The sequence below is a fragment of the Bacteroides sp. 14(A) genome (assembly GCF_000526555.1).
In the GTDB taxonomy this organism is placed as follows: Bacteria; Bacteroidota; Bacteroidia; order Bacteroidales; family Bacteroidaceae; genus Bacteroides; species Bacteroides cellulosilyticus.
This window is the reverse complement of sequence record NZ_JAGH01000005.1, coordinates 961,442-984,944: the sequence shown is the minus strand read 5'-3', so window position 1 is coordinate 984,944 and position 23,503 is coordinate 961,442. Positions and strand designations below refer to the sequence as shown.

19 protein-coding genes and 1 pseudogene are annotated in these 23,503 nt (G+C 43.8%); 3 read left to right on the top strand and 17 right to left on the bottom strand.

Annotated features, from left to right (window positions below):
- Window positions 1-98 precede the first annotated feature (98 nt).
- The 15 genes from K429_RS0126945 to K429_RS0126870 form a co-directional block, all read right to left on the bottom strand.
- A complete protein-coding gene (locus K429_RS0126945; RefSeq protein ID WP_007214346.1) occupies window positions 99-455 on the bottom strand; it encodes a P-II family nitrogen regulator in 357 nt (118 codons plus the stop codon).
- Window positions 456-589: 134 nt separating this feature from the next.
- A complete protein-coding gene (locus K429_RS0126940) occupies window positions 590-1,309 on the bottom strand; it encodes a hypothetical protein (RefSeq protein WP_029328788.1) in 720 nt (239 codons plus the stop codon).
- Between the two features lie 88 nt (window positions 1,310-1,397).
- Complete coding sequence (locus tag K429_RS0126935; RefSeq protein WP_007218639.1) at window positions 1,398-2,630, bottom strand: LL-diaminopimelate aminotransferase; 1,233 nt, start codon at window positions 2,628-2,630, stop codon at window positions 1,398-1,400.
- Window positions 2,631-2,731: 101 nt separating this feature from the next.
- On the bottom strand, window positions 2,732-3,544 hold the full coding sequence (gene dapF / locus K429_RS0126930) for a diaminopimelate epimerase (RefSeq protein ID WP_029328787.1): 813 nt from the start codon (window positions 3,542-3,544) through the stop codon (window positions 2,732-2,734).
- Window positions 3,545-4,182: 638 nt separating this feature from the next.
- A complete protein-coding gene (locus K429_RS0126920; protein WP_029328785.1) occupies window positions 4,183-4,953 on the bottom strand; it encodes a glycerophosphodiester phosphodiesterase family protein in 771 nt (256 codons plus the stop codon).
- Window positions 4,954-5,066: 113 nt separating this feature from the next.
- Entirely contained in the window at window positions 5,067-6,389 is a 1,323-nt protein-coding gene (locus K429_RS0126915; RefSeq protein WP_029328784.1) for an ABC transporter substrate-binding protein, read from the bottom strand.
- A gap of 148 nt (window positions 6,390-6,537) precedes the next feature.
- Window positions 6,538-7,329 (bottom strand): ABC transporter permease, encoded by a 792-nt coding sequence (locus K429_RS0126910; protein WP_007214337.1) that lies wholly within the window; start codon window positions 7,327-7,329, stop codon window positions 6,538-6,540.
- Window positions 7,326-8,099, bottom strand: a complete 774-nt coding sequence (locus K429_RS0126905) for an ABC transporter permease (protein ID WP_033160611.1) — start codon at window positions 8,097-8,099, stop codon at window positions 7,326-7,328. Before K429_RS0126905 ends, K429_RS0126910 begins: the two co-directional genes overlap by 4 nt.
- Window positions 8,100-8,115: 16 nt before the next feature.
- Window positions 8,116-9,558: a polyamine ABC transporter ATP-binding protein gene (potA, locus tag K429_RS0126900; RefSeq protein WP_022210240.1), complete on the bottom strand. Its 1,443-nt coding sequence runs from the start codon at window positions 9,556-9,558 to the stop codon at window positions 8,116-8,118.
- Between the two features lie 313 nt (window positions 9,559-9,871).
- Window positions 9,872-11,329 carry a DUF4062 domain-containing protein gene (locus K429_RS0126895; RefSeq protein WP_029328783.1) on the bottom strand — a complete coding sequence of 486 codons (1,458 nt, stop codon included), beginning with the start codon at window positions 11,327-11,329 and terminating at the stop codon, window positions 9,872-9,874.
- A 10-nt stretch (window positions 11,330-11,339) separates the two neighbouring features.
- Window positions 11,340-13,010 carry a restriction endonuclease subunit S gene (locus K429_RS29175; protein WP_029328782.1) on the bottom strand — a complete coding sequence of 557 codons (1,671 nt, stop codon included), beginning with the start codon at window positions 13,008-13,010 and terminating at the stop codon, window positions 11,340-11,342.
- A 17-nt stretch (window positions 13,011-13,027) separates the two neighbouring features.
- Window positions 13,028-15,079: a class I SAM-dependent DNA methyltransferase gene (locus K429_RS0126885; protein ID WP_052340685.1), complete on the bottom strand. Its 2,052-nt coding sequence runs from the start codon at window positions 15,077-15,079 to the stop codon at window positions 13,028-13,030.
- A 78-nt stretch (window positions 15,080-15,157) separates the two neighbouring features.
- A complete protein-coding gene (locus K429_RS29170; RefSeq protein ID WP_044097178.1) occupies window positions 15,158-15,361 on the bottom strand; it encodes a helix-turn-helix domain-containing protein in 204 nt (67 codons plus the stop codon).
- 227 nt (window positions 15,362-15,588) lie between these two features.
- The gene (locus K429_RS30520) at window positions 15,589-15,846 is read right to left on the bottom strand and encodes a hypothetical protein (protein ID WP_029328780.1); all 258 of its coding nucleotides are present in this window, start codon (window positions 15,844-15,846) and stop codon (window positions 15,589-15,591) included.
- 188 nt (window positions 15,847-16,034) lie between these two features.
- Window positions 16,035-17,120, bottom strand: a complete 1,086-nt coding sequence (locus tag K429_RS0126870; protein ID WP_029328779.1) for a site-specific integrase — start codon at window positions 17,118-17,120, stop codon at window positions 16,035-16,037.
- Between the two features lie 458 nt (window positions 17,121-17,578).
- On the opposite strand from K429_RS0126870, the gene K429_RS0126865 reads away from it, so the two are divergent.
- The 3 genes and pseudogenes from K429_RS0126865 to K429_RS31365 form a co-directional block, all read left to right on the top strand.
- Entirely contained in the window at window positions 17,579-19,126 is a 1,548-nt protein-coding gene (locus tag K429_RS0126865) for an ATP-binding protein (protein ID WP_029328778.1), read from the top strand.
- Between the two features lie 697 nt (window positions 19,127-19,823).
- A complete protein-coding gene (locus K429_RS0126855; protein WP_007214333.1) occupies window positions 19,824-20,048 on the top strand; it encodes a DUF3791 domain-containing protein in 225 nt (74 codons plus the stop codon).
- Window positions 20,045-20,134, top strand: a pseudogene (locus K429_RS31365) (DUF3990 domain-containing protein); the annotation flags it as partial. The gene K429_RS0126855 and the pseudogene K429_RS31365, both read left to right, overlap by 4 nt.
- Before the next feature lie 221 nt (window positions 20,135-20,355).
- Here the strand turns inward: K429_RS31365 and asnB are convergent.
- Entirely contained in the window at window positions 20,356-22,050 is a 1,695-nt protein-coding gene (gene asnB, locus K429_RS0126845; protein WP_029328777.1) for an asparagine synthase B, read from the bottom strand.
- Window positions 22,051-22,069: 19 nt separating this feature from the next.
- Window positions 22,070-23,410, bottom strand: a complete 1,341-nt coding sequence (locus K429_RS0126840; protein ID WP_029328776.1) for a glutamate synthase subunit beta — start codon at window positions 23,408-23,410, stop codon at window positions 22,070-22,072.
- Between the last annotated feature and the right edge of the window lie 93 nt (window positions 23,411-23,503).

Genomic DNA, 23,503 nt, shown 5'->3' with positions numbered 1-23,503 from the left:
TTTTGCTTTTAGTTGTACTTGTATTCTTAGTTTTGTTAAGTAGCTCTTACAGCTCTCTGGAAGATGCTCTTAACAGTTGCGGTTTGGTGCTGCCTGGACTATCTTTCCTGTTCAGCATTGTAGAGGGCGATGTCGCCACGTTCGGCGGTGCGGATGCGGATAGCGTCTTCTATGGGGATGATGAAGATACGCCCGTCGCCGATTTCTCCGGTCTGTGCGGACCTGATGATGGCCTGCACGGTCTTTTCGGCGTTCTTGTCGCGTACCACGATAGAGATCAGGATACGCTCAATGGAACTGGTGTCGTACATTACACCGCGGTAGATGCGTGCCTGACGGGATTTTCCTATTCCCCGGACGTCGTAGTAGGAGAACCATTCGATGTCCGCTTCGAGCAATGCGTCCTTTACATCCTCGAATTTTGTCTTGCGGATAATTGCTTCAATCTTTTTCATACCTTAATACATTTACGTTTTTTTTAGTTGACGAGGTTTTTTAGTTGACGAGTTGACAAGGACCTTTCGGGGTGTCCGTTTCTTATCCTTGTCTCCTTGTTCCCTCGTCCCCTCGTTCCCTATTTTACTCTCTCTCAAAAACTAACTCCGAATACGAAGTATGCACCCTGCGTGTGTGGATTGAACGTCACTTGTGCAAAGGTGGGCAGCGAAAAAGAATTTGTGAATTTGATTTCTTTTTCTGCTTTCAGTGTGAGGTTGGTTACGTTGAACTTGTTGGCATACGCACCTTCCCATGGGGTAAGACCGACTTCTGCCGACCAGTCCAGGCCACCGAGTTTAAAGGGTGCGCTGATGCCTACATACGTGGAATAAGCTCTGTCACCGTTCTCCTTCGTATAATCATCTCCGGCAAAGTAAGTGTTCCAATTCAGTGCCAGCGGACCGAAATCATATCCCAGAGTGGCTTCGAAGATGTGTACCGTGCTATGTGCGCCATACTTGAAATAATCTCCTGTATATCCGCCATCCTCTTTGTGGTAGGAGAACCAGTAATCTGTAACGGATACGTTGAAACCGCCTGTATTGTAACCCAGTGTGAGGTCGATTTCCCTGGCATCTTCCTTGTCGATGCCTACCGAGCCCCAAGCTGTCAGTGACAAGCCCTTGTAGCTGACTCCCATGCTGGGCTGGATACTTACACCACCGCAGTCTGTTCCACGCCAGATGTAGTTGCTTACAAAATCTGCACCGACTGAGGCCTCCACTTTATCCTGTGCCTTTGCTGTGAAAGGCATTGCTGCTGATAATAGCGCGATGGCTATCATTCGGAATTTTACGCTTTTCATTTTCATACCTATTTTACCTTTTAAGTTTAGACAAATTGCGGATGATCAGTCCGGTGAAACTATAGTTTTATTTTAGTTGTTATCTTTTTCATCTTCATACCAGCCATTTTCTGATTCTCCTCATGGCTTCCACACAATCTTCGTGATTCCCGAAGGCGGTCAGGCGGATGTAGCCTTCTCCGCTGGGGCCGAAACCTACACCGGGTGTTCCTACTACATTGGCTTCGTACAGCATCTGTTCGAAGAAGCGCCAGGAACCGATGCCATTCGGTGCTTTCAGCCAGATGTAAGGAGCATTCACGCCGCCATACACTTTCAGTCCGGCTGCTTCCAGACCCTCTTTCATGGTTCGTGCGTTGTTCATATAATAGTCGATGTTTTCCTTTATCTGCTGCTTGCCTGCCGGGGTGTAGATGGCTTCGGCAGCCCGTTGGGTGATGTAGCTGGTACCGTTGAATTTGGTGCATTGACGGCGGTTCCAAAGACGGTTCAGCGGAATGCGTTCACCGGTCAGGGTGGCGGCTGTCAGCTCTTTCGGGACTACGGTGTATCCGCAACGGACTCCGGTGAATCCGGCTGTCTTCGAGAAGCTGCGGAACTCTATGGCACATTTCTTGGCACCTTTTATTTCGTAAATGGAGTGGGGAACGTCTTCTTCCTGTATAAACGCCTCATAAGCGGCATCGAACAGAATCAGAGTGTCGTTGGCAAGTGCGTAGTCCACCCATTTTTTCAGTTGTGATTTGGTCAGCGTTGTTCCCGTCGGATTGTTCGGGTAGCAAAGGTAGACGATGTCAATCCGTTTGTCCGGTATCTCGGGAACAAAGTTGTTTTCGGCGGTACAGGGCATGTAGGTCACGTTGCTCCATTTGCCGTCTTCTTCCAATACTCCGGCACGGCCACACATTACGTTGCTGTCTATATATACCGGGTAGATGGGGTCTGTCACTCCCACGCTGTTGTCGTGGCGGAGGATATCGCCTATGTTGCCCGTATCGCTTTTGGCTCCATCGTTTACGAATACTTCCGTAGGGCTAAAATGAATGCCTCTCGGAGCATAATCATGTTTGATGATCGCTTCAATCAAAAAGTCATATCCCTGTTCGGGACCGTATCCGTGGAAGGTACTGGCATTTGTCATCTCGTCCACTGCCCTGTGCATCGCCTCGATGCAAGCCGGTGGCAGTGGCCGGGTAACGTCTCCGATACCCAGGCGGATGACCTCTTGTTTAGGGTGCGTTATCCTGAAAGTATTCACCTTTTTAGCTATGTCTGAAAATAAGTAACTTCCCGGTAGTTTCAAAAAATGTTCGTTTACTAATGCCATACTTTCTTGTTGTTTTAAGCGTTATTTAGGTTAGTGATTAACGTTTAGTGATTAGTGATTACACTGGATGCTGAATAGGGTTAATCACTAATCACTAACCATTAATCACTAATTATCTTTTCTCCGTCGAACACCCGGACTGCTCCTCCCGTCATCCATACGTGATCCGTTTTTTCGTCCCATTCGATGGTAAGTGAGCCTCCATCCATAATGATGTCTGTTTTTCTTCCGGATTTTCCGGTCAGTGCGGCAGCTACTGCGGTGGCACAGGCTCCGGTTCCGCAAGCTTGGGTGATGCCCGAACCTCTTTCCCAAACTCTCATCCTGATTTTCCCATGCTCCAACACCTGGGCAAACTCTACATTAATGCGGTCGGGAAACAACGGATGATTTTCCAGTTTCGGACCGATGCTTTCGAGGTTGATATCTTTAATATCTTCTACAAAGATTACCAGGTGAGGATTTCCCATTGATAGGGTGGTTCCGGTGAATTTCTGTCCGTTGGCTTCAATGGGTTGTTCTTTCATATCGGCGGGACGTCCCATATCCACGGTTACGGTGTTCACTTTTCCGTCTTCTACATGGAGCTTCAGTATTTTGATGCCCGACAGGGTATCAAGGCTAACGGCTGTTTGGGAAGTCAGACCGTATTCATATAAGTATTTACCGATGCAACGACTGGCGTTGCCGCACATTTTGGCTTCGGAACCATCTGCATTGAAGATGCGCATACTGAAATCTGCCTTGTCCGAACTGCCGATGAGTACCAAGCCGTCGCTTCCAATTCCTGTATGCGGGGCGCTCCATTCAACCGAAAGTTTTTCAGGGCTTTCGATGGGATATTTCAGGGTGTTTACATAAATGTAATCGTTGCCTGCTCCGTGCATCTTAGTGAATTTTATAACTCTTGTCATTTTGTACTCTGTTGGTGGATTAATCTTTCTTTTTGTTTTATCACACTGCAAAGATACGACGTTTTGCTAAATTATTTGTAGAATACATATCTTATTTCTATTGTTTTTATTTATTCTTTCAGTCGCTGCAAATATACGGTATTCAAGTTTCAAATTAAAAGTTTGCGGGTACATATTTGTATAAATTGTTATTTATGGAATTATTTCCGCATATTCATTCTATGTAGATAGTGGCGTAAATACGTGTTTTAAGTGAAAAAATGGAGTTTATGGGGTGAAAATGAAGATTTGTATATGACAGAATGAAATTGTTTTCTTCTTTTTGCTGACTAAATGATCTTTTGTATAATGCCACACTATTACAAGCCAAATGCCACACTTTAGCTTCCGCAATGCCATTCATTTGAGCCATCGAAGTGTGGCGTTTGAATTGTTGAGGTGTGGCATTGGGGGAGTTAAAGTGGGGCATTGGTACAGATTGGAAAAGTAATGAGTTTTCACCACAGAGTAACACAGAGTTTCACGGAGTTCTATTCTTTTGATTTCAAATTGATTAAACTCTGTGAAACTCTGTGTTACTCTGTGGTGAATTAATTCATAACCGAAAATAAAGAAATAAATTTAACTACCGATCTGCATTACTTCTTTTTCAATATCTCCTGCAATAATACCGGTTCGTTGGTGGTGATGAAATCCGCTCCCTGGCTGATGAGCCATTCCATATCTTTGGCATCATTTACTGTCCAGGCGTTAACCTTCATGCCAAGGTCGTGACATTCTTTGATCCACTCGGGATGTTTTTTGAAGACGGAGAAATGGTAATCAGGACCGGCACAACCCATGTCTTTCAGTTCCTGCGGATTGAGGTCACCTTCCAGATAATATACGGGAGTACCTTTAGGAGCCAGGCGAATGAATTCTTTGGTCGCATGGCGTGAGAAAGTGATGTATTCGGTACGTTCTTCCAGTCCCATATCCTTAATCATTTTCACAATTTGCTCTACGGCGAGCGTTTCCCGTTCGGGAGTCTTGTGTGCTTTGAGTTCCAGGATAAGGCGGGTTTTCAATCCTTTGGCTTTATCGAGGTATTGCTGAAGGGTAGGGAGGTTCTCACCGTTGTCGAGGGTGATAGAGGTACATTCTTTCTCGGTGGATGTTTCCATGCGGACACCTTTGAATACACCGTCGTGGTCTACGATAAGTTTGTTGTCGGCAGTGAGCCAGACATCGAACTCGGAGCCGTAGCAATGAATGGAGTCAGCTTTCACCAGGGCGGCAATACTATTCTGGGCAGAACCGTCGGTCTTCCAGAAACCACGGTGGGCAATGACTTGGGTGTTTTGGGCCTGTAGGATGCCGCATGCGGCAAGAGACATAGCGGAGGCAAATAACAGTTTTTTCAGTTTCATAGTTCCTTATTTATAATTCTGCCGCAAGGTACAAAATATGTCTGAAAAGTGATGTTTCATTTATGTTATTAATGCGAATCAGGAGATAAAGGTGTTATCTCCTTTACCTCCTATTACCTGCGTATACGGCGTCTGCGTCTGTGGTGACGTTTCTTCTGCTTATAAATGCTGATCCGTTTCCAGACAATCCACACAAACAGTATTCCGAAGACTGCAAAGATGAGAAGCACGATACCCGTATTCAGATTATCACCTTTGACGCGGCTCCACATTTCGAGAACAAGCTCTGTGCGGTCACCGAAATCACGGATCATGGCGCAACGCTCCACGACTTTACGGTCAGGGTATTGTATCGGATTGATTTGAACGCTGTCTGCACCTGGACCGAAGAAATAACTGAGGTCGGAGAACTGTTCAAGAGTCGTGTCGATCTTTGCCTCCATAATCTCGGGCGTTGCTACGGCACTGACGTAGCCGATGGCATCCATATTGCGCAGAGCAATATCCGGCTGGCAAAGATAATTGATGAAGTAGCTGGCAGCTTTTACGTTGCGGGCATACTTGGGGATGGCCCAGCCATCGTACCAGATGTTGCTGCCTTCACGGGGAACCACATAGTCCAGGTCCACGCCTACAGCTTCCGCTTCGTCAATGGCCCAGACGGCATCGCCACTCCAGGTAAGGTTGAGCCATGCTTTGTTTTTCGTCATCATTTCTTTGCCGAAGTCGGCTTCCCATCCGGCAATGTTGGGTTTCAGATCTTTCAGGTATTGTTCTGCAAGGGCAATGGTTTCAGGGGAATTGTCGTTCATCAGTTGCTCCACGGTGATGGTGCTGTCGGCAAGTTGCCGGGCATGGGCATAGATGATGGCAGTGCCGTAGGCATCGCGGTAACTGTCTTTCATCAGAATCTTACCACGGTTGACGGCATCCCAAAGGCATCCCCAGGAGCTGACTTCTTCAAGGGTCTTGAACTTCTTGTTATAGAGTATTCCGGCGGTACCCCACATGTAGGGAACAACGTAATCATTGGTGTGGCGACCGGGCTGGCTGATCTTCTCCAACTCTTTCTGAATATACGGGGAGATGTTGGGGATATAGTCCGGAGTCTTCCCAAAATTGCGGTTGATAGGGAGGAGGAGATCTTTCTTCAACATTCGTTCGATGATGTATTCCGAGGGGCATACAAGGTCGAAATCTTCCTGTCCGCGCTCTATCTTGGTGAGCATGATTTCGTTGATATCGAATACCTGGTAGATGATGCGGATATCTTCGCCTGTCTGCTCTTTGTACCAGGTAGGAAATTCGGCGAGGACTTCTTCGTCAATGTAATCTGCCCAGTTGTATACTTTCAGTACACGGCTGCGCTTCTCACTGGCACCGGTACAGGAGGCAAGGAGAAGAATGCAGAGAAGGAGGGGGATGTATTTCTTCATTGTTTATAGGGGTATATAGTAGGTAAATGATAATTTAGTGGTGTAGCTATTTATGTTCGGACTATCTCAATTCCCCTCCTCCTCCGACGGAGGAGGAGAATTTGAGATACTTTAGTCTTTCATTTTCGCTCCGCTAAATTATTATTTTTCATTCTTTCTTGTTTCTTTCTGCTCTCTTATTAATCACAATCAGCAATACTAACACCGTTACAAAAATGATTGTTGACAGTGGGCGCAGTTCAGGAGTCAGTCCACCCTTACGTGCATCCGCATAGATGTATGTCGACAACGTTTCCAATCCTTCATTTCCGATAGTGAAGATCGTTACTGCGAAATCATCAATGGAAAGCGTGAAAGCGAGGATGAAACCACTGATCATTCCCGGCAGAATTTCCGGGAAGATGACTTTGCGAAGCGCCTGGAAAGGAGTAGCTCCGAGGTCGAGAGCTGCTTCGTATACATTCTGATTCATTTTCTTCAGACGGGGCATCACGCTAAGTACCACATAAGGGGTACAAAAAGTGATGTGTGCCAATACCACCGTAGTAAATCCCTGCGAAATGCCAAAGCTGACAAACAGCAGGAACAGGGATACACCCGTAATGATATCCGCATTCATCATCGGAATAGCATTGGTGAAATTCATCACCTGACGTGCTCGGGAGCGCAAGTTAAAGATGCCGATAGCTGCCAGGCTTCCCAGCAGGGTAGAGGCTGTGGCGGCAATTGTAGCAATGGCGAATGTGTTCCAAATGGCATTCATCAGTGAGTGATGCATGCCGCCTGTAAATAGTGAACTGTATAGTTTGGTAGAGAATCCTGTCCAGTTACCCAGTACCTTGGCTTCAGTGAAAGAGAAGATCATAATGATCAGGATGGGCGAATAGAGCAGGGCGAGCAGAAACCAAAGATAGCCTTTCGCCAGAATACGTGTCATCATATCACACCTCCGCTTTCATTTTGTGCACTGTCGTCCTCGTTGGTAAAGAGGGCGGTGACGCCAATCAGCAACAGCATGATGAGCGACAAGGCAGCGCCGTAGTTCCACATTCCGTTATATATATTTTCTTGTACGGTAGTACCGAACAGCTTGATGTTGTTCATCGTCAGCAACTCGGCAATGGCAAAGGTGGAAACCGTGGGCATGAAAACCATCACCACACCACTCATGATGCCGGGCATCGAAAGGGGGAGGATCACTTTACCGAATACCTGTACAGGCGTAGCTCCCAGGTCTTGGGCTGCTTCTATCAGACTGCCATCCATCTTCTGTAACGTATTGTAGATAGGGTATATCATGAACGGCAGGAAGTTGTAGACCATACCGAATACCAAAGCTCCTTCGCCCAGCGGCAGGTTGAGGAAATCAAACAATGCCACCGTGGCAAGTGTACGTATCAGGATGTTCACCCACATAGGCAAGATGAACAGTACAACCATGGTCTGGGAAGTGTTGAAGCGCTTCTGACTGAGAATATAAGCAGCCGGATAACCGAGCAGGAGGCATACCAGAGTCGTGATGACAGCTATTCCGATGGAGTAGACGAATGTGTTGATAGATTCGGGATGCATCATGAATTTGCGGAAGTTGGCAAACGTGAATGCGCCTTCAGCATCGGTGAAGGCATAAACCACAATGAGCAACAGAGGCATCACAACGAAGATGATGAGAAACAATGCGTAGGGAACTGTCCAGTTCCGGCGACGCATGAAGAAACGGGATATATTACTGAGCACTTCCTTTCTTATTAGCAGATTCGACAATAGGGATAGAACCGGTGGTCTGTGCCGGCGCAACAATTCGTATATTTTCGGGTGCGATGGTGATGCCGACACGGTCGCCGTCGTCCCAGACGTCAGTGGTGTCTACAAAGATATCCTCGTCCCAATCGGTAAACACGGTGAGATGGTAATGGTTTCCTTTATAAAGGATGAATTTCACTTCGCCCGTCAGATGGCCGTCTTCTTCATTATCTTCGAGGATGACGTTTCGGAAATCTATTTCTACAAGGACGGAACTGCCCGGTTCGATGTCCTGCACTTCGGCACACTCAAAGGTGTAACCGAGGAATTCGACGTGTGTGGCGTCTATGAGCTTGCCTTCGAAGGTGTTGCAGGTGCGTTCTTTCTTCATTACGTGAATGTCGAAAGGTTTCACGAGCAGACCGACTTCCCGTCCGGCTTCGAAACTGTGATAGTCCTGCACCATGAATTCGTAGCCCTCGTTAGTCTGTACCATCATTTCGTAATGCACGCCTTTGAAGATGCAGGAGGTGACAGTACCCATCAGTTGGGCAGCGGCAGAAGGTTCGAATATATAGATGTCTTCGGGACGGATGACTACATCGACGGGAGTGTTTTCGCCAAAGCCCTTGTCGACACATTCAAATTCGTGTCCGGCAAAGGATACGGCTTTGTCCTGAAGCATGAGGCCGTTCAGGATGTTACTTTCTCCGATGAAATCGGCAACGAAAGAGTTGATGGGTTCGTTGTAGATGTCTGTCGGCGTACCTATCTGCTGGATGCGGCCTTCGCTCATCACGACGATGGTGTCGCTCAGAGTAAGGGCTTCTTCCTGGTCGTGGGTGACGTAGACGAAGGTGATTCCAAGCTTCTGGTGCATCTCTTTCAACTCCATCTGCATGTCTTTACGCATTTTGAGGTCGAGGGCGGCGAGGGGTTCGTCCAGTAACAGCACTTCGGGTTCGTTGACGATGGCACGGGCGATGGCAACACGTTGTTGCTGTCCGCCGGAGAGGGAGTCGACGTCACGGTCTTCGTAATCCGTCATACCTACCATGCGGAGGGCTTGTTTCACCTTCTTGCCAATGGTGGCTTCGGGCATCTTTTTGAGCTTCAGTCCGAAAGCGATGTTGTTGTACACGTTGAGGTGGGGGAAAAGGGCATACTTCTGAAAGACAGTATTCACCGGACGTTGGTGTGGCGGTGTTTGCGTGATGTCTTTTCCGGCGATGGTGATGATACCTTCCGAGGCGGTCTGGAAACCGGCTATCAGGCGCAACAAAGTAGTCTTGCCGCAGCCGGAGGGGCCCAATATCGTTACAAATTCGCCCTTACGGACAGAGAGGTTTACATCATTCAGTACGGCTTTGTCTCCGAAGTATTTCGATACGTGCTCTACACCGATGATGCAGTCAGACTTTTGCATAAGCGTTATTAAGTGTTTAACCTAAAACTAATAGAACGAATTCTGCCTTTCTAAAAAAGCGGGTACAAAGGTAGGGAATAAATTGGGAAAATGAAAGTGCTGCCTTCGATTTGCATTATCTTTGCAACTTGGATAATCAATCATTTCGTATCTGCTTGATACACAAATAGCGAATGCTATGATAGAAAGTTGTTGGTAACGATTTGGCTACAGCAGTCTTGCTCCAATCTTCTGTGTTATGCTTTGTCAAACAACTCTGATACAAAAGTAGCTAAACTTCTTAATCGAGCAAAGAGTTTGGCTACTTTTTAAACTATATTCTATTAATAATCCATTTTCCAGAGTTTCCACCTTCCCGCGTTAAAACGCCATTCTCCCGTAATTGGTCTATTATTTTTCGAACTTGTCGCTCACTCATATTTAATTGTTTGGAAAGAGCGGCTCTTGAAATAGATGGATTTTCTCTTATTATTTCTAACAATCTTTCCTCATTCATTGGAACGCTTTGGAACGCTTTTGGATCATCGTTGGAACGCATTGGATCACCTTCTTCATTTACACGCCAAATAACAACTCTGAAATCTTCCTCTTGATAGAACTCTGGAGTTTTTAGCCCATACTCACGACACTTATTGATGATGTCTTCTGTGCCTGTACCAACCTTCTCTATGTATCCGTTCCAATACATAGGGTCAGCAAGTAGTGGATTAGCAGGCAAAGACTTATGAGGACCATGCAACTTTTGCACTGTCAATCCATATGGCAATGTGCCAGGATTCCAAACCTCCAATCTGTCACGAAACAACATTATCTGCACACTGGCATTACTTGTATAATCCCGATGGCATACTGCATTCACTATGGCCTCTTTTACAGCATCAATAGGCAATTCTGGGCGTGTCGGTATATCCGCTTTCTCACCTTTTGCGCGTGTTCCCACCCAATTATTGATACGGCTCATCACGAAACTTGTGGCTTGATCAACAAGTTCAAATACATCACCCCTGTATATTTGATATGCAGGCATCGGCTTTTCCACCACATTTCCATAGAACTGCACACATTTAACCTCAGACGTAATGAAATATTTCTGAGGTTTCTTCCCAAACAGCAGTACTGCCGCATTTGCCAATCTGCCTTTATCGTCTATCAAGTCAAGATGCGTAAGCAATGACATAGGCGATGTTTCCACCGGAAGAGGGAAGTTACGCTTAGTGCGTGCCATGTGGATAAAATTCTTCATCTTATCCTCATCCAAATCTTCCAATGTCGCTCCATTGTCATTAGAGGCATCAAATGGTCGCCAGCGGATATATTCTTTCTCTTCCAGATAGCGGATTAACGAAGCATATACAGAAGTACGCAATCCGTCAATATCTACAAAAGTTTTACGCACAATATCTCGTTCTACTTTTCGGATTAAAGCGGTTTCTTTTGGATGTCTCTTTTCCTCTCCAATACTCTTGATGTAGATTAAGCGACTTTTGTGAAGCGTTGCTGCCAAATCATATTCTCGTTCTGTAGGAGAAACACCCTCTTCATCCTCATATCCATAAAGATTGCCATACAAACCTAAGTATATATCACATTGTTCTACTTCTTTTAAATAAACGTGACTTGTAGGGTATTCATTGGCTGGGACTTCTTCAAATATAAATGGTTCAAAGAATTTACCCAACAGAACATCTGTTCGGATATAATGACAAAGCATAGCTCGCTCTTCGGCAAATTCACTCTGCACACTGCTTATGAATATTCTGATTCGTTTCATAATCATGATTCTATTCATCTTTAATACTTTCTAATGTTGTCACAAATGGGAGGTACCTGATTTCGCCCCTTCTTTGCGTTTTTAATATATTGACATCTCCAAAATCCGCAGATATTAGGGGGGCATACTCAAGCAACAAAAATGTCACAGCATCTTTCTCCAGTCTAATCAGGTAGTCTTCCGGAACATGATCCTTATCAACAAATTTTGGTTCTTTAGTCAGTTGGAATGCTTTGGGGTTACTCCAATAATGGAACATCAGATATTTAATGCTTTTATATGCAGCAATCTGTTCATCCTTAAGCATACTTTCTTTGATCCCCAATGCAATTTTCCCTGCTGTTTCAGTTTTCTGCCGAGCTCCACTACTAATAGCATACATTAAAATAAGATTCAGTTTTTTATCTATGAGTTCATTGCATTTAATACCAGGTAAATCAACAGGGATGCTACCATAGATAAAAATGTCCTCTGCAACCATCCTTGGAGCATTGTCCTCAAGTATATCATATTGCTTAAGTATATGATGTTGTTGTAGGGATATGATTTCTGAATCGGTCTTAATGATATCCTTTGTTGCAGTAATCTCTCGGTCTCTCCAATCTTTAACCTTCTGAATTGTCAACTTTTCGATGGCTCGAATATAAATCTCCATAAACTGATAATCAATTGAACCAGTAGAAGTTACAGGAAGTTCTAATTTATCCTTAACAATTTTTGATTTTGAGATTGAATCACCCCATGAATATATAGGTTTCAAACTTTTATTGAGAGTTGCTACCATGAATAGTTGGATAAGTTCTTTTCGCAAATTGTTATCCTTAGCATATAAAACCAAGTTGTGACTGTCATTAGAAAAGAAGTCCTCGGCTTGATAGGTAATAACCATTGTCTTGCCTCCAATCATAATGGCATTCCCTTTTTCTATTTGATTATTATCGTATGAAATATATGCATAGACAGAGTTGTTGCCTTCCCCTGCCGTAACATAAGGAATTGTACCACTACCTGCAACTATAGAACTTTGTAAGATGTTATGAGCATTGTTTACATCAAAAATACCATTTGTTCTTTTCTTTTTCTTGTCATCTGTTACATAGAATGATTTAAATATGATTTTTCTATTGTTCATATTATCAATAGCATTCTTTTCCTCCTCCGTCAGTTCACAATTATCAAATCCTGAAACTTTTAGATACGCCTCCATCTCACGAATGCGAGATTCCTCCATTTCGCGAATGCGAGATTCCATATAAGCAAAATCTATATCTCCTGTTTTTGTAATAGGTAAGTGAATATACTGTTCTTTAATCTTAGACCATGTCCCCATGTTGTTATATGAAAATAATTTTCTCATAAACGACATGGTAGATACAAGATATAGTCCAACATTACGATTCTTTATCACATTTCCAGACAATGAGAAAACATGATTATGGGTTGCCATCTTATATTTAAAGTCGCGGTAATAAGTATTGCCCCAGAAATCAACAGTAATAGTATTGTTGTTAAAAACTTTTGCTTTTCTATCAGTCTTTCCTTTTATTCCTTGCGCTTCAACCCCAGAATTGATGAAATAATTACCTTTACCATTTATGTCTTTCTGCTGTAAATCTGTGTCACCTGTTTGAGCAGAGAATAAATGTCCTATTTTAAAGTCTTTATATGCCCACGCCTTCAACGTCCTAAGTCGTGGGCTTACTGTTTTCCCAGGCTGGACTCTCCTTTAAGAACTTGTCCAACCTTCCATGAAAGATACTCCTTGACTACGTTTTGGAAGTCCTCCTCAGTGGGCACGGTATCTATCTTTTGATGTTGCCCATATGTCCAATCTTTGCCGGAAAGGCTGATATAGTCCTCGGTATAGTCATCCTTGAAATAATGCAGGTTCTTATCATTAGCGCCCTTACCATAACGCACAAGGTTAGCAACCTCTGCATATCTTTCTTTTGCATTATCTGTATCGCGTAAGTTTACACTCTGCCCTGACTTCTTTCTGTTCATACGAGTATATCCGTCATTACTGAAATTGATAAAACGAACCACATCATTTTCTGCGTCATGAGGTCGATTTACCTCAAATACATAGATTGCAGTCTGTACACTCGCCTTTCCACAGAAGATATCAGCCATTTTGATAGATGCACGCAGGGTGTTGTTTTTTAGAATATTGGTAGTAAATGGAACTCCATTACCACTACCTGCATTTTCTTGTATCAATATGGCAGCACGTCCGCCATGGGTCATCTTTTCTAATGCCTTTTCTACAAACACAAAGCCTTTTCCGTCCGCTGAATATGGAGGATTGAGTAAGAATACATTAGCTGGGAAGGGCTTGTCTTTCTTTTTACCTTGTTTGTAATTTCCATCATACTCTAAAGAATTACTATGAATGATGTTGGCACTACCATCCTTCATCAGAATCATATTCAGAACGGCTAGCATATAGACATCGGCTAACTTCTCAATGCCGAGAAGTTGCTCCATCTTAATCTTTAGTATTTTTTCTTCCAATTTTGTTGGACTATCTTGGAGCTTTTGCTTAGCATCATCGATCATCTGATGCATGGCTGAAATAAGGAAGCCTGCCGAACCTGTCGCAAAGTCCCAAACGTAAGAATTCATATTTACCTCACAAAGCTTTGCCATCAGCTCTGTAACATAGCGTGGAGTCAGAACAACATCATTCTCGCCTCCATCAGGAACTGCTACCCATTCATTCATTACATTGAATAGGCGACCTGTAAAGTCTATGTTATGTAATTCTCCTGTAACGTATGGTAGAATATCGCGTTTTACATCAGCATAAATTGTATGTAGTTTACTTTCTCCATTTATCGGCACTTGAAGGTTTGATTGAGTAAATACAACTTTGAGTATGTCTGTAATCATCTCAATCTTTTCTTCCGGTAAGTTTTTATGTGCCAAATACATCCTAATTTTGCTCATCACGACTTGCCCATCGTTGTTCTCATCATCCTCTCTACCAGCCAAGTCTTCAACCCGAAGAGGTGGGACTCCTTCAGCTCCAAGGCCAGCCATAATTAGGCCAGCAACAAGTTGAACTCTATTATTTACCACAATTTGCTTTTCATCATGCAAACTTTGGTTTAAAGCTTTCAATTTACGTTCGATTTCATCCTCAAGAGCAAGTTTTCGTTCTTCTAATTCTTCGGGAGTTAGAGCGAGGGTGCCAATTTTCTGAACAAATTCCTTGACATTGCTATCTAGCAAGAAGGATATATCTTCATATTTCCCTACATGTTTGGGAACGAAAAGATTATCTTTGGAAATATACCAAACGTCAACTTCATGAATAGTTTTCCCTGCTTCTTCATAACCATTCACCCCAATAGCAACAACTTCATTATATGATTCAGCGTATTCTAATATGGCATTGGCATAATGAACTGCTCCATTAACAGCATACTTTGCTATATTCTGGTAATTGGGCTCTGAATTCTTCTTTGTATTTTCTACATCTCCCTTGTCGTTCGTTTTTATTAAATCACCTTTTTTCCCTTTCACCTCAATCATTACAGGTATCTTGCACCCGTTGTCAGAAATCAGTATATATTTGACATCTGGATAGTTCTTTCCCGAACCACCTTGCTTGCTTGGTGCCTTTTCAAGCGCATTTTCAATTTCGGGATTAATATATTCAGTTTTAGTGTAATACTTCTGTCCGTTGAATTGTTTTTTACACCAATCCTCAATCTGTTCTTCTATGCTTTTTATTTTCTTTGCCATTGTAATTCAAGTGAACTTATTATATTCTTAAATCGATCATTAATAGTCTTTACTTTATTTCAAAACGTTAACTATAAATCAATTTTTTGATTGTATAATTAGTTCTCGTACATCAACCTCTAATAAGGTTGCAATCTTCACGAGTGTCGCCAAATCCGGTTGAGCCACATTAGAACACCATTTAGATACAGTTGACGGATTTTTACCCAATTGTTCTGCCAACCATTTGCCTGTACGTTTCTTTTCTACAAGCACTATTTTAAGACGATTTATATCCTCCATCAGAATCAATCTATTGAATTTAACGCAAAGGTATTTATTTTATTGAGAACAAAAGAGTATTTGCCCAAGAAAATTTCGCAACTCTGCAAATCTCTCGACTTCGGAGGGAGAAGTTCGCGGAATGTGGCAAGGTATGTTCCGGCGAACATCAAGTTTTCAGCGGCTCAATTCATTTTGAGCCGCCATACCTTGCTGTGTTCAATAGAACACAAACCCGAAGCTTGAATTCATGGTTTATAAATGGCAGGATTGTTATAGCATCGGCAAGCAATATGCCAGTTTGCAAAGTTTGTGGGCAATAAGGCTGTATGGTTTGCAAACCAGCCTGCCGTATAGCTGGTAGGTCTGCTGGCTGACCAGTCTGTGGTAAATGTCGAATTGTGAACTTTTGTTTCTTTGAGGGAGGGATTCTTCCTCTCAAATGCAAAAAAACGGATAGCGAAGCAATCAAGGCTCTGCCATCCGTCTGATTTTCTGTTTCCCATCGGTCGGTTATCTCCTCTATGGGTGCTTTACCTGTGCGACCTTGAAAGATGCAATTTTTTTCGGATCAATACACTCGAAGAATGAAAGGATGATTGTTCCGAAAACGGTTTACCGCTTGAATTTGCAGATTTCAAAACCAGTTCGCACAGACCTTTGCACCCGTTGAGGAATGAACGTATGATGGGAATTAACAAAAATGTATGTATGAATTGGTTGTTGCGTATGAATGCCTGCTTTGATGCCAGCAGACGTTCTTGTTGATTCCGCATAGTTTCGCAACAGCTTTTATCCCATGTCGACAATTGGCATAGCAGGGTACGGGTAACAACTTATTTCCCTCTGCCATTCCGCTGTACTTCTCGATGATATGTTTGGCTGTATAGAGCAATCGGATATTTGTTTCCGTTCCCGTCTTTTGACGGTTGGTCTTTATCCACAAATGACCATCGAATGATGTTTGAAGGTTATCGGTAGTTAAATTATATATATTCCTCCAACTCAATCCGCTGAAACAACAGAAGATGAAAAGGTCTCTAATCAACTCGTAACTTTTCTTCTTGAATGTACCATTGATGAGCATTGTGATTTCTTCTTTGGTCAGAAATTCTCTTTTGGTTTCCTCTTTTGTGATGCGATAGGTATAAAACGGGTCGAGTTGTAACCAACCGTTGTTAATGGCTGTGTATATGATACTGCGGAACAGTATCATATACGACCAGACGGTATTTGTGCAATGGTTCTTCTCGGTGCGAAGGAACAACTCGAAGTCGGTGATGAATGCAGGGGATAACTCACGCAAGGTAATATCACTCACCTTGTAGCGATGCTTGATGAATACCTCCAAATGGTTGTAAACGGTACAATACTTCCAATAGCTGCGTTGGCTTTTCATCTTACCTACTTGTTTGGTATAATCTTCATTATGCTGTTGAAATACGGCAAGCAAGGTTTTATGGTTCTGTCCCATACCCAAGAATGCGTTTCTGACTTTCTCTGCCGACACATAACCGTCTCTTTCTATAATTTCTTGATAAGCCTTGTTGATACCTACTCTGATTTTATCCAACATTCGGTTGGCTTCTTGTGCAACAACGCTTCTTCCCGACATTCTGCTGAGATTTATGTTCCACAACTTTTCCTCCACATCCAATTTGCAACTGAATTGGGAAATCTTGCCGTTCACTGTGAGACGGTACATTACAGGCACAAGCCCGTTCTTCTTCGGGGCATTGCGTTTGAGATAGAATAATACTCTGACAGTGCTTCTGCTCATAACTCTACTTTTTTGTTTGCAAAATTATTTATGGTAGAGTCGAATGACGGTAAGCAGAACACAGCGTATCGGTACAGAAGAATCCGGCAAAGTGAAACCATAACGAAGATATGAGAAACTTCACTACATTTGCAGCCACAATCGCTTAACAAGTATTGCCATTCAATCTGTTACAGCCACCAAAACAACCTTTCAAAGTCAAGATTCAAAGTAACGGGATAGTAACGAAACTCTGTCATTTCTTGGCTTTTCGTTGGCTTTCGATGGCACCGCAACATTTTGGCTAATACTGTTAAATCGCTAACAGACAACATTCTTTCCCCGTTTTGCACTCACTTTCGTTTCTTTGTTGTATCTTTGAAGAAGATAAAAATGAACGAGTTCATTTTATACTGTTCTCGGTTTACATTATCTTTGTAGCATTAATGAATACTATTATAGTAGAAGGAGGCAAGGACATGGGTAACAGAATATATCCTATCGGGATACAAAACTTCGAGAAGATTCGTAAGGAAGGATACGTTTATGTGGATAAAACTGCATTGATGTATAAGTTGGTGAAGAGTGGTAGTTACTATTTCCTTTCCCGCCCCCGCCGTTTTGGGAAGAGTTTGCTGATTTCCACGCTCGAAGCCTATTTTGAGGCGAAACGGGACTTGTTTGAAGGCTTGGCGGTGGAAACTTTGGAAAAAGACTGGGTGAAACGCCCCGTGTTCCATCTGGACTTGAATATCGGGAAATATGATACGCCGGACAGTCTGGACAAGATACTGAATGAAACGCTTGATTACTGGGAGTCACTTTACGGAATGCGTTCTGCCGAAACGACTCTTGCCTTGCGCTTTGCAGGAGTTGTGGGACGGGCCTATGAGCAAAGTGGTGAGCGTGTAGCCATTCTCATCGACGAATATGACAAACCCTTGCTCCAAGCTATCGGCAACGAGGAACTGCAACGCGAATTCCGCAACACTCTGAAACCTTTCTATGGCGTACTGAAAACCATGGACGGCTGCATCAAGTTTGCCTTGCTGACGGGAGTGACCAAGTTTGGCAAAGTCAGTGTGTTCAGTGACCTGAACAATCTGAATGACATCTCCATGGACGAGCCGTTTATTTCCATCTGTGGAATCACTGAAAAGGAGATACATCTTAATTTTGAAGAAGACCTGCACGAATTGGCAGCCGCGCAGAAAATGACGTATCAGGAAGTGTGCAATGAACTGAAAGCGTGCTATGACGGTTATCACTTTACAGAAAACACGGACGGCATCTACAATCCTTTCAGTTTGCTGAATACATTCTTTAAGATGAAATTCGGCAACTATTGGTTTGAAACCGGAACGCCTACTTACCTTGTGGAGTTGCTGAGACGCAATCATTACAATTTGGAGCGCATGGCACATGAAGAAACGAATGCTGATGTACTGAACTGTATTTATGGCGACAACGAACCCATACCGGTTATTTTCCAAAGCGGTTATCTCACGATAAAGGGATATGATAAGGAATTCGGTCTATACCGTCTCGGTTTCCCTAACCGGGAAGTGGAAGAGGGCTTTATCAGATTTCTGATGCCGTTTTATACCCGCTTCAATCAGTTAGAAGCACCGTTTGAGATACAAAGATTTGTTCGTGAGATACGTTCCGGCCAACCTAACGCTTTCTTTAAGAGGCTGCAAAGCTTTTTTGCCGACACACCTTATGAATTGGTGAAAGACTTGGAATTACATTACCAAAATGTGCTGTTTATCGTCTTCAAGCTGGTGGGTTTCTACACACAGGCGGAGTATCACACTTCGGAAGGGAGGGTGGATCTGGTAGTGAAGACTGCCGATTACATTTACGTCATGGAATTCAAACTGGAAGGTACTGCAGAAGAAGCTTTGCAGCAAATAGAAGAAAAACAGTATGCTCTTCCTTTTGAGGCAGACCCGAGGAAATTATTCAAAATAGGTGTGAACTTCAGTAATAAAACAAGGAATATAGAGAAGTGGGTTATTGAATGACAGATTTGTGTAATTCGCGTTCTTTTATTCCGTTTTGACACTATCTTATGCGGATTGGAGTAGAGAGTCCTTTTATATTTCATCTTTGTTGTGTGTTAAGTTAACGTAAGTTCCTAATTTCTAATTCTCAAAATTAGAAAAATGGTATTGGACAAAAACAAAATGGAAGAATTAAAAAATAAAAAAAAAGAAAAGTCGGAAAAACCGGCCCGAATACTTGACTTCGCCTTTCGGATGTCGTATCTTTGCAGGGTAGTTGATAATAGAGAATTCATACGACTTGTTTTCTAAGATAATAACAGACAAAAAATAAGAAAGGCGGTAATTTCAATAGGAAGTTATCGCCTTTTTTGTTGATATTTATTGGATTCGGGCTTAAAAGAGGCTTTTTATGTTTTTAATAAACGTTGAGCACATTCTTTAAAAACGTTCCTGTTATTCTTTAAAAACGAATAACAAGAAGCTTAATAAAGCAGAGAAATGCCTGTGATTTGTCTATATTTGAGACTGTGATAAGAACCTTTGGTATTCTGTTAATATGCTTCGTTTGGTAAATTGTTTATACGATGATGCTTGAAAATACCATTCTAAATATATGAATATTTAAAAAATGATAGTAAATGGGTGCAGAAGGAGTAATAAATCATAGAAATAATGATTATCTTTGTGATGTTTCATTGCTAAAAAGAATACTTTTATGGATTTTAGTGTTAAGGATAAAATAGAGTATATTGTAGCTCTGATCAGTGAGTTTGCTAAGCTACATTCGCTTGCTCCCAGCCAGGCATACCGTTATCTGGATCGGTATAAAGCTATTGATTTCATAGATAAACACTATGGTATTGCTCATACACAACGTTTTGAGGATGTAATATCAGATATTACGGCTTATTGTCAACGTTTTGGAGGGGCAATAAAATGATTCTTTATCATGGTACAACGGTAGATATTAAGGAAATTGATCTTCAAAAATCAAAACCTAATAAAGACTTTGGAAAAGGGTTTTTTGCGTACTCTGTATACATCGGATACGTATGCAAAATTGCAGGATGCTAAAACCGGACTTTATTTTCAGAGTCCTCGCTATGTGTATGACTTTTTGAGGAATGAAATTAAAACTGGTAAAATGTCATAGCTGACAGAAGCTATATATTATTATGGATTCGCCCCGCCAATTCTTTGCAAAGAGAATGGGCGGGGCGAATCCATTATTAATCAGTAAAGACTCATTACCCGGCATATGTTGCCTCGTGCACATCTGCCACCGCCCGTCCGCTCGGATCATTTTTCCCTTGCAACGTGGCATCCCAGGCAAGTGCTTCAGCAGTAGAGCAAGCCACGCTCGGCACACTGGGCACGCTTCGGGCAGCCGACTGACTGGGGAAGTGCTCTTCGAAAATGCTACGATAGTAATATTCCTCCTTATTCTGTGGCGGATTGATGGGAAACCGTTCGGCGGCATGTTCCATCTGATGGTCGGTGACGGCGGCCGAAGTAATGGCTTTCAATGTATCAATCCAATTGTAACCGACGCCATCGGAAAATTGCTCTTTTTGCCGCCAGGCAACACTCTGAGGCAGCATATCTTGAAAAGCTTCGCGCACAATGCGTTTCTCCACTTCTTTGCCCGGACACATCTTGACGGCAGGGCTGAGGTTCATTGCCACATCCAGGAACTCTTTATCGAGGAAGGGAACACGACCTTCCACACCCCAGGCAGAAAGGCTCTTATTGGCACGCAGACAGTCGTACAGGTGCAGCTTGGAGAGCTTACGGATCGTTTCTTCGTGGAAAGCCTGCGGTGTGGGGGCTTTGTGGAAGTATAGATAACCACCGAAAACCTCATCGGCACCTTCGCCACTAAGCACCATTTTGATACCCATAGACTTGATGACACGTGCCAACAGGTACATCGGTGTGGAAGCACGTACAGTGGTAACATCGTATGTTTCGATAAAGTAGATGACATCACGCAAGGCATCAAGTCCTTCCTGAATGGTATAATTGATTTCATGGTGAACAGTGCCGATATATTCCGCCACTTCACGGGCTTTAATTAAGTCCGGTGCACCGCGCAGGCCGACGGCGAAGGAGTGGAGTTGAGGCCACCAGGCTTCGCTCTGGTTATCAGTTTCAATGCGCTTGCGGGCATACTTCTTGGCAATGGCAGAAATGACGGAAGAGTCGAGACCACCACTGAGCAGAACACCGTAAGGAACATCGGACATTAACTGGCGTTGCACGGCAGCTTCAAGGGCGAGTTTTACGCTGTTGATTTCTGGTTGGGTAGCCCGGCGGGCGGTGGTGTCATTGGCTTTGACGGCGGCATAATCGGTCCAGGGGCGTTGATACCAACGATGCATTTTTCCTTCACGTCCCCAGAAGTAATGTCCGGGCAGAAAAGGCTCGTAGATATCACAGAAACCTTCGAGAGCTTTCAGTTCGCTACCGACGTAGATATGTCCCTGGTCGTCACGACCGATATAAAGAGGGATTACCCCGATAGGGTCACGGGCAATCAGATAATCGTCTGCTTCCTCATCGTAAAGGGCAAAGGCGAAGATACCGTTCAATTCTTCGAGGAAATGAATGCCTTTATCCTTATATAATGCGAGGATGACTTCACAGTCCGATCCTGTACGGAAAGCATACTTGTCGGCATAGCGGGAACGGATTTCCCGATGATTATAGATTTCACCGTTGACGGCAAGGATTTGCTTGCCATCCGGAGAATACAATGGTTGTCCGCCACTTTCCGGATCGACGATGGAAAGACGTTCGTGAGCCAGGATGGCACTACCGCCTACATAAATACCACTCCAGTCCGGTCCGCGATGACGGATTTTCTGCGCCATTCGAAGCGCTTTGTTTCTCAATTCCTGGGATTGAGATTTGATATTGAAGATACCTACGATTCCACACATGATACTTAGTGATTAGGGGTTAGTTACTCAAATACTTGTCTATCCGTTCTGCCACTCTCCGTCCGTCCGCCAGTGCATGCACCACAAGGCTGGCACCACGTGCCGCATCACCTGCTACGAATACATTTTCCGGAAATTCCGGTTGTTCCGGTTTCAGGAAGCCCATGGCTAGAAGCACCATATCGGCGTCTATCACTTCCTTCTTTCCGGTAGGTTTCATGGTAGGGCGTCCTCCATCCTGAGCCGGAATCCATTCCACTTCTTCCACCTCTACACCGCAGACTTTTCCATTCTTGCCAATAAACTGATTGGATGCCAGTGACCAGCGGCGCGTGCAACCTTCTTCGTGACTTGAAGTCGTCTTCAGTACAATGGGCCATTGCGGCCAAGGAGTAGCGTCATTGTGACCTACGGGAGGCTGTGGCATGATTTCAATCTGTGTCACACTCACGGCTCCCTGGCGGATACTCGTACCGATACAGTCTGATCCTGTATCACCGCCACCGATGACGAGAACCCGTTTGCCCTTGGCATTTACCAGACGGTCTTTGGGGAACGTTTCTCCATCGAGGATATGATTTTGCTGGGACAACATTTCGAGGGCAAGATAAATACCTTTCAGTTCGCGTCCGGGGATATTGAGGTCGCGTGCCTGTGGCGTCCCGGTGCAGATGCAGTAGGCATCAAAGCCCGCGGGGAGTTTCTGTACATCTACCGTTACGCCCATTTCGAACTTGATGCCTTCGGCTTCAAGCACTCCCATCCGGCGGTCGATTACTGCTTTATCGAGTTTAAAATTAGGAATACCATAGCGCAGTAATCCGCCGGGCATGGGTTTGCTGTCAAAAAGAGTCACTTCATAGCCTTTAGCATTCAGCCGGCAGGCAGCGGAGAGTCCCGCAGGACCTGCACCGATGATGGCAACCCGCTTTCCATTACGTTGGGGCTGAATGGGCACGATGTAACCTTCGCGAAAAGCCGCTTCAGCAATAGCCGCCTCGTTTTCACGAATGGTGACAGGTGCATCACACGAAAGCTTCAGTACACACGACTTTTCGCAAAGTGCCGGACAGATGCGTCCGGTAAATTCGGGGAAGTCGTTTGTGGCGGCGAGCACTTCGTATGCTTCGCGCCATTTACCTTTATAAAGTGCATCTTGAAATTCAGGTTGTTTATTGCCCAACGGGCATGCCCAGTGACAGAAGGGTACACCGCAATCCATGCAACGTGATGCCTGGAGTTTGCGTTCGTGACTGTTTAAAGTTTGCTCCACCTGACTGAAGTCGGTGATACGTTCGTGGACAGGACGGTATCCCGCTTCCTGTCGTGGTATGTTTAAGAATGCTTTTGGATCTGCCATTTTTAGATTTATGATTTGTAATTTATTTTTAGATTTATGATTTCAGGTTTATGATCTCTGCTTAGGCTTACGCTATGGCATGCCCTTATGATA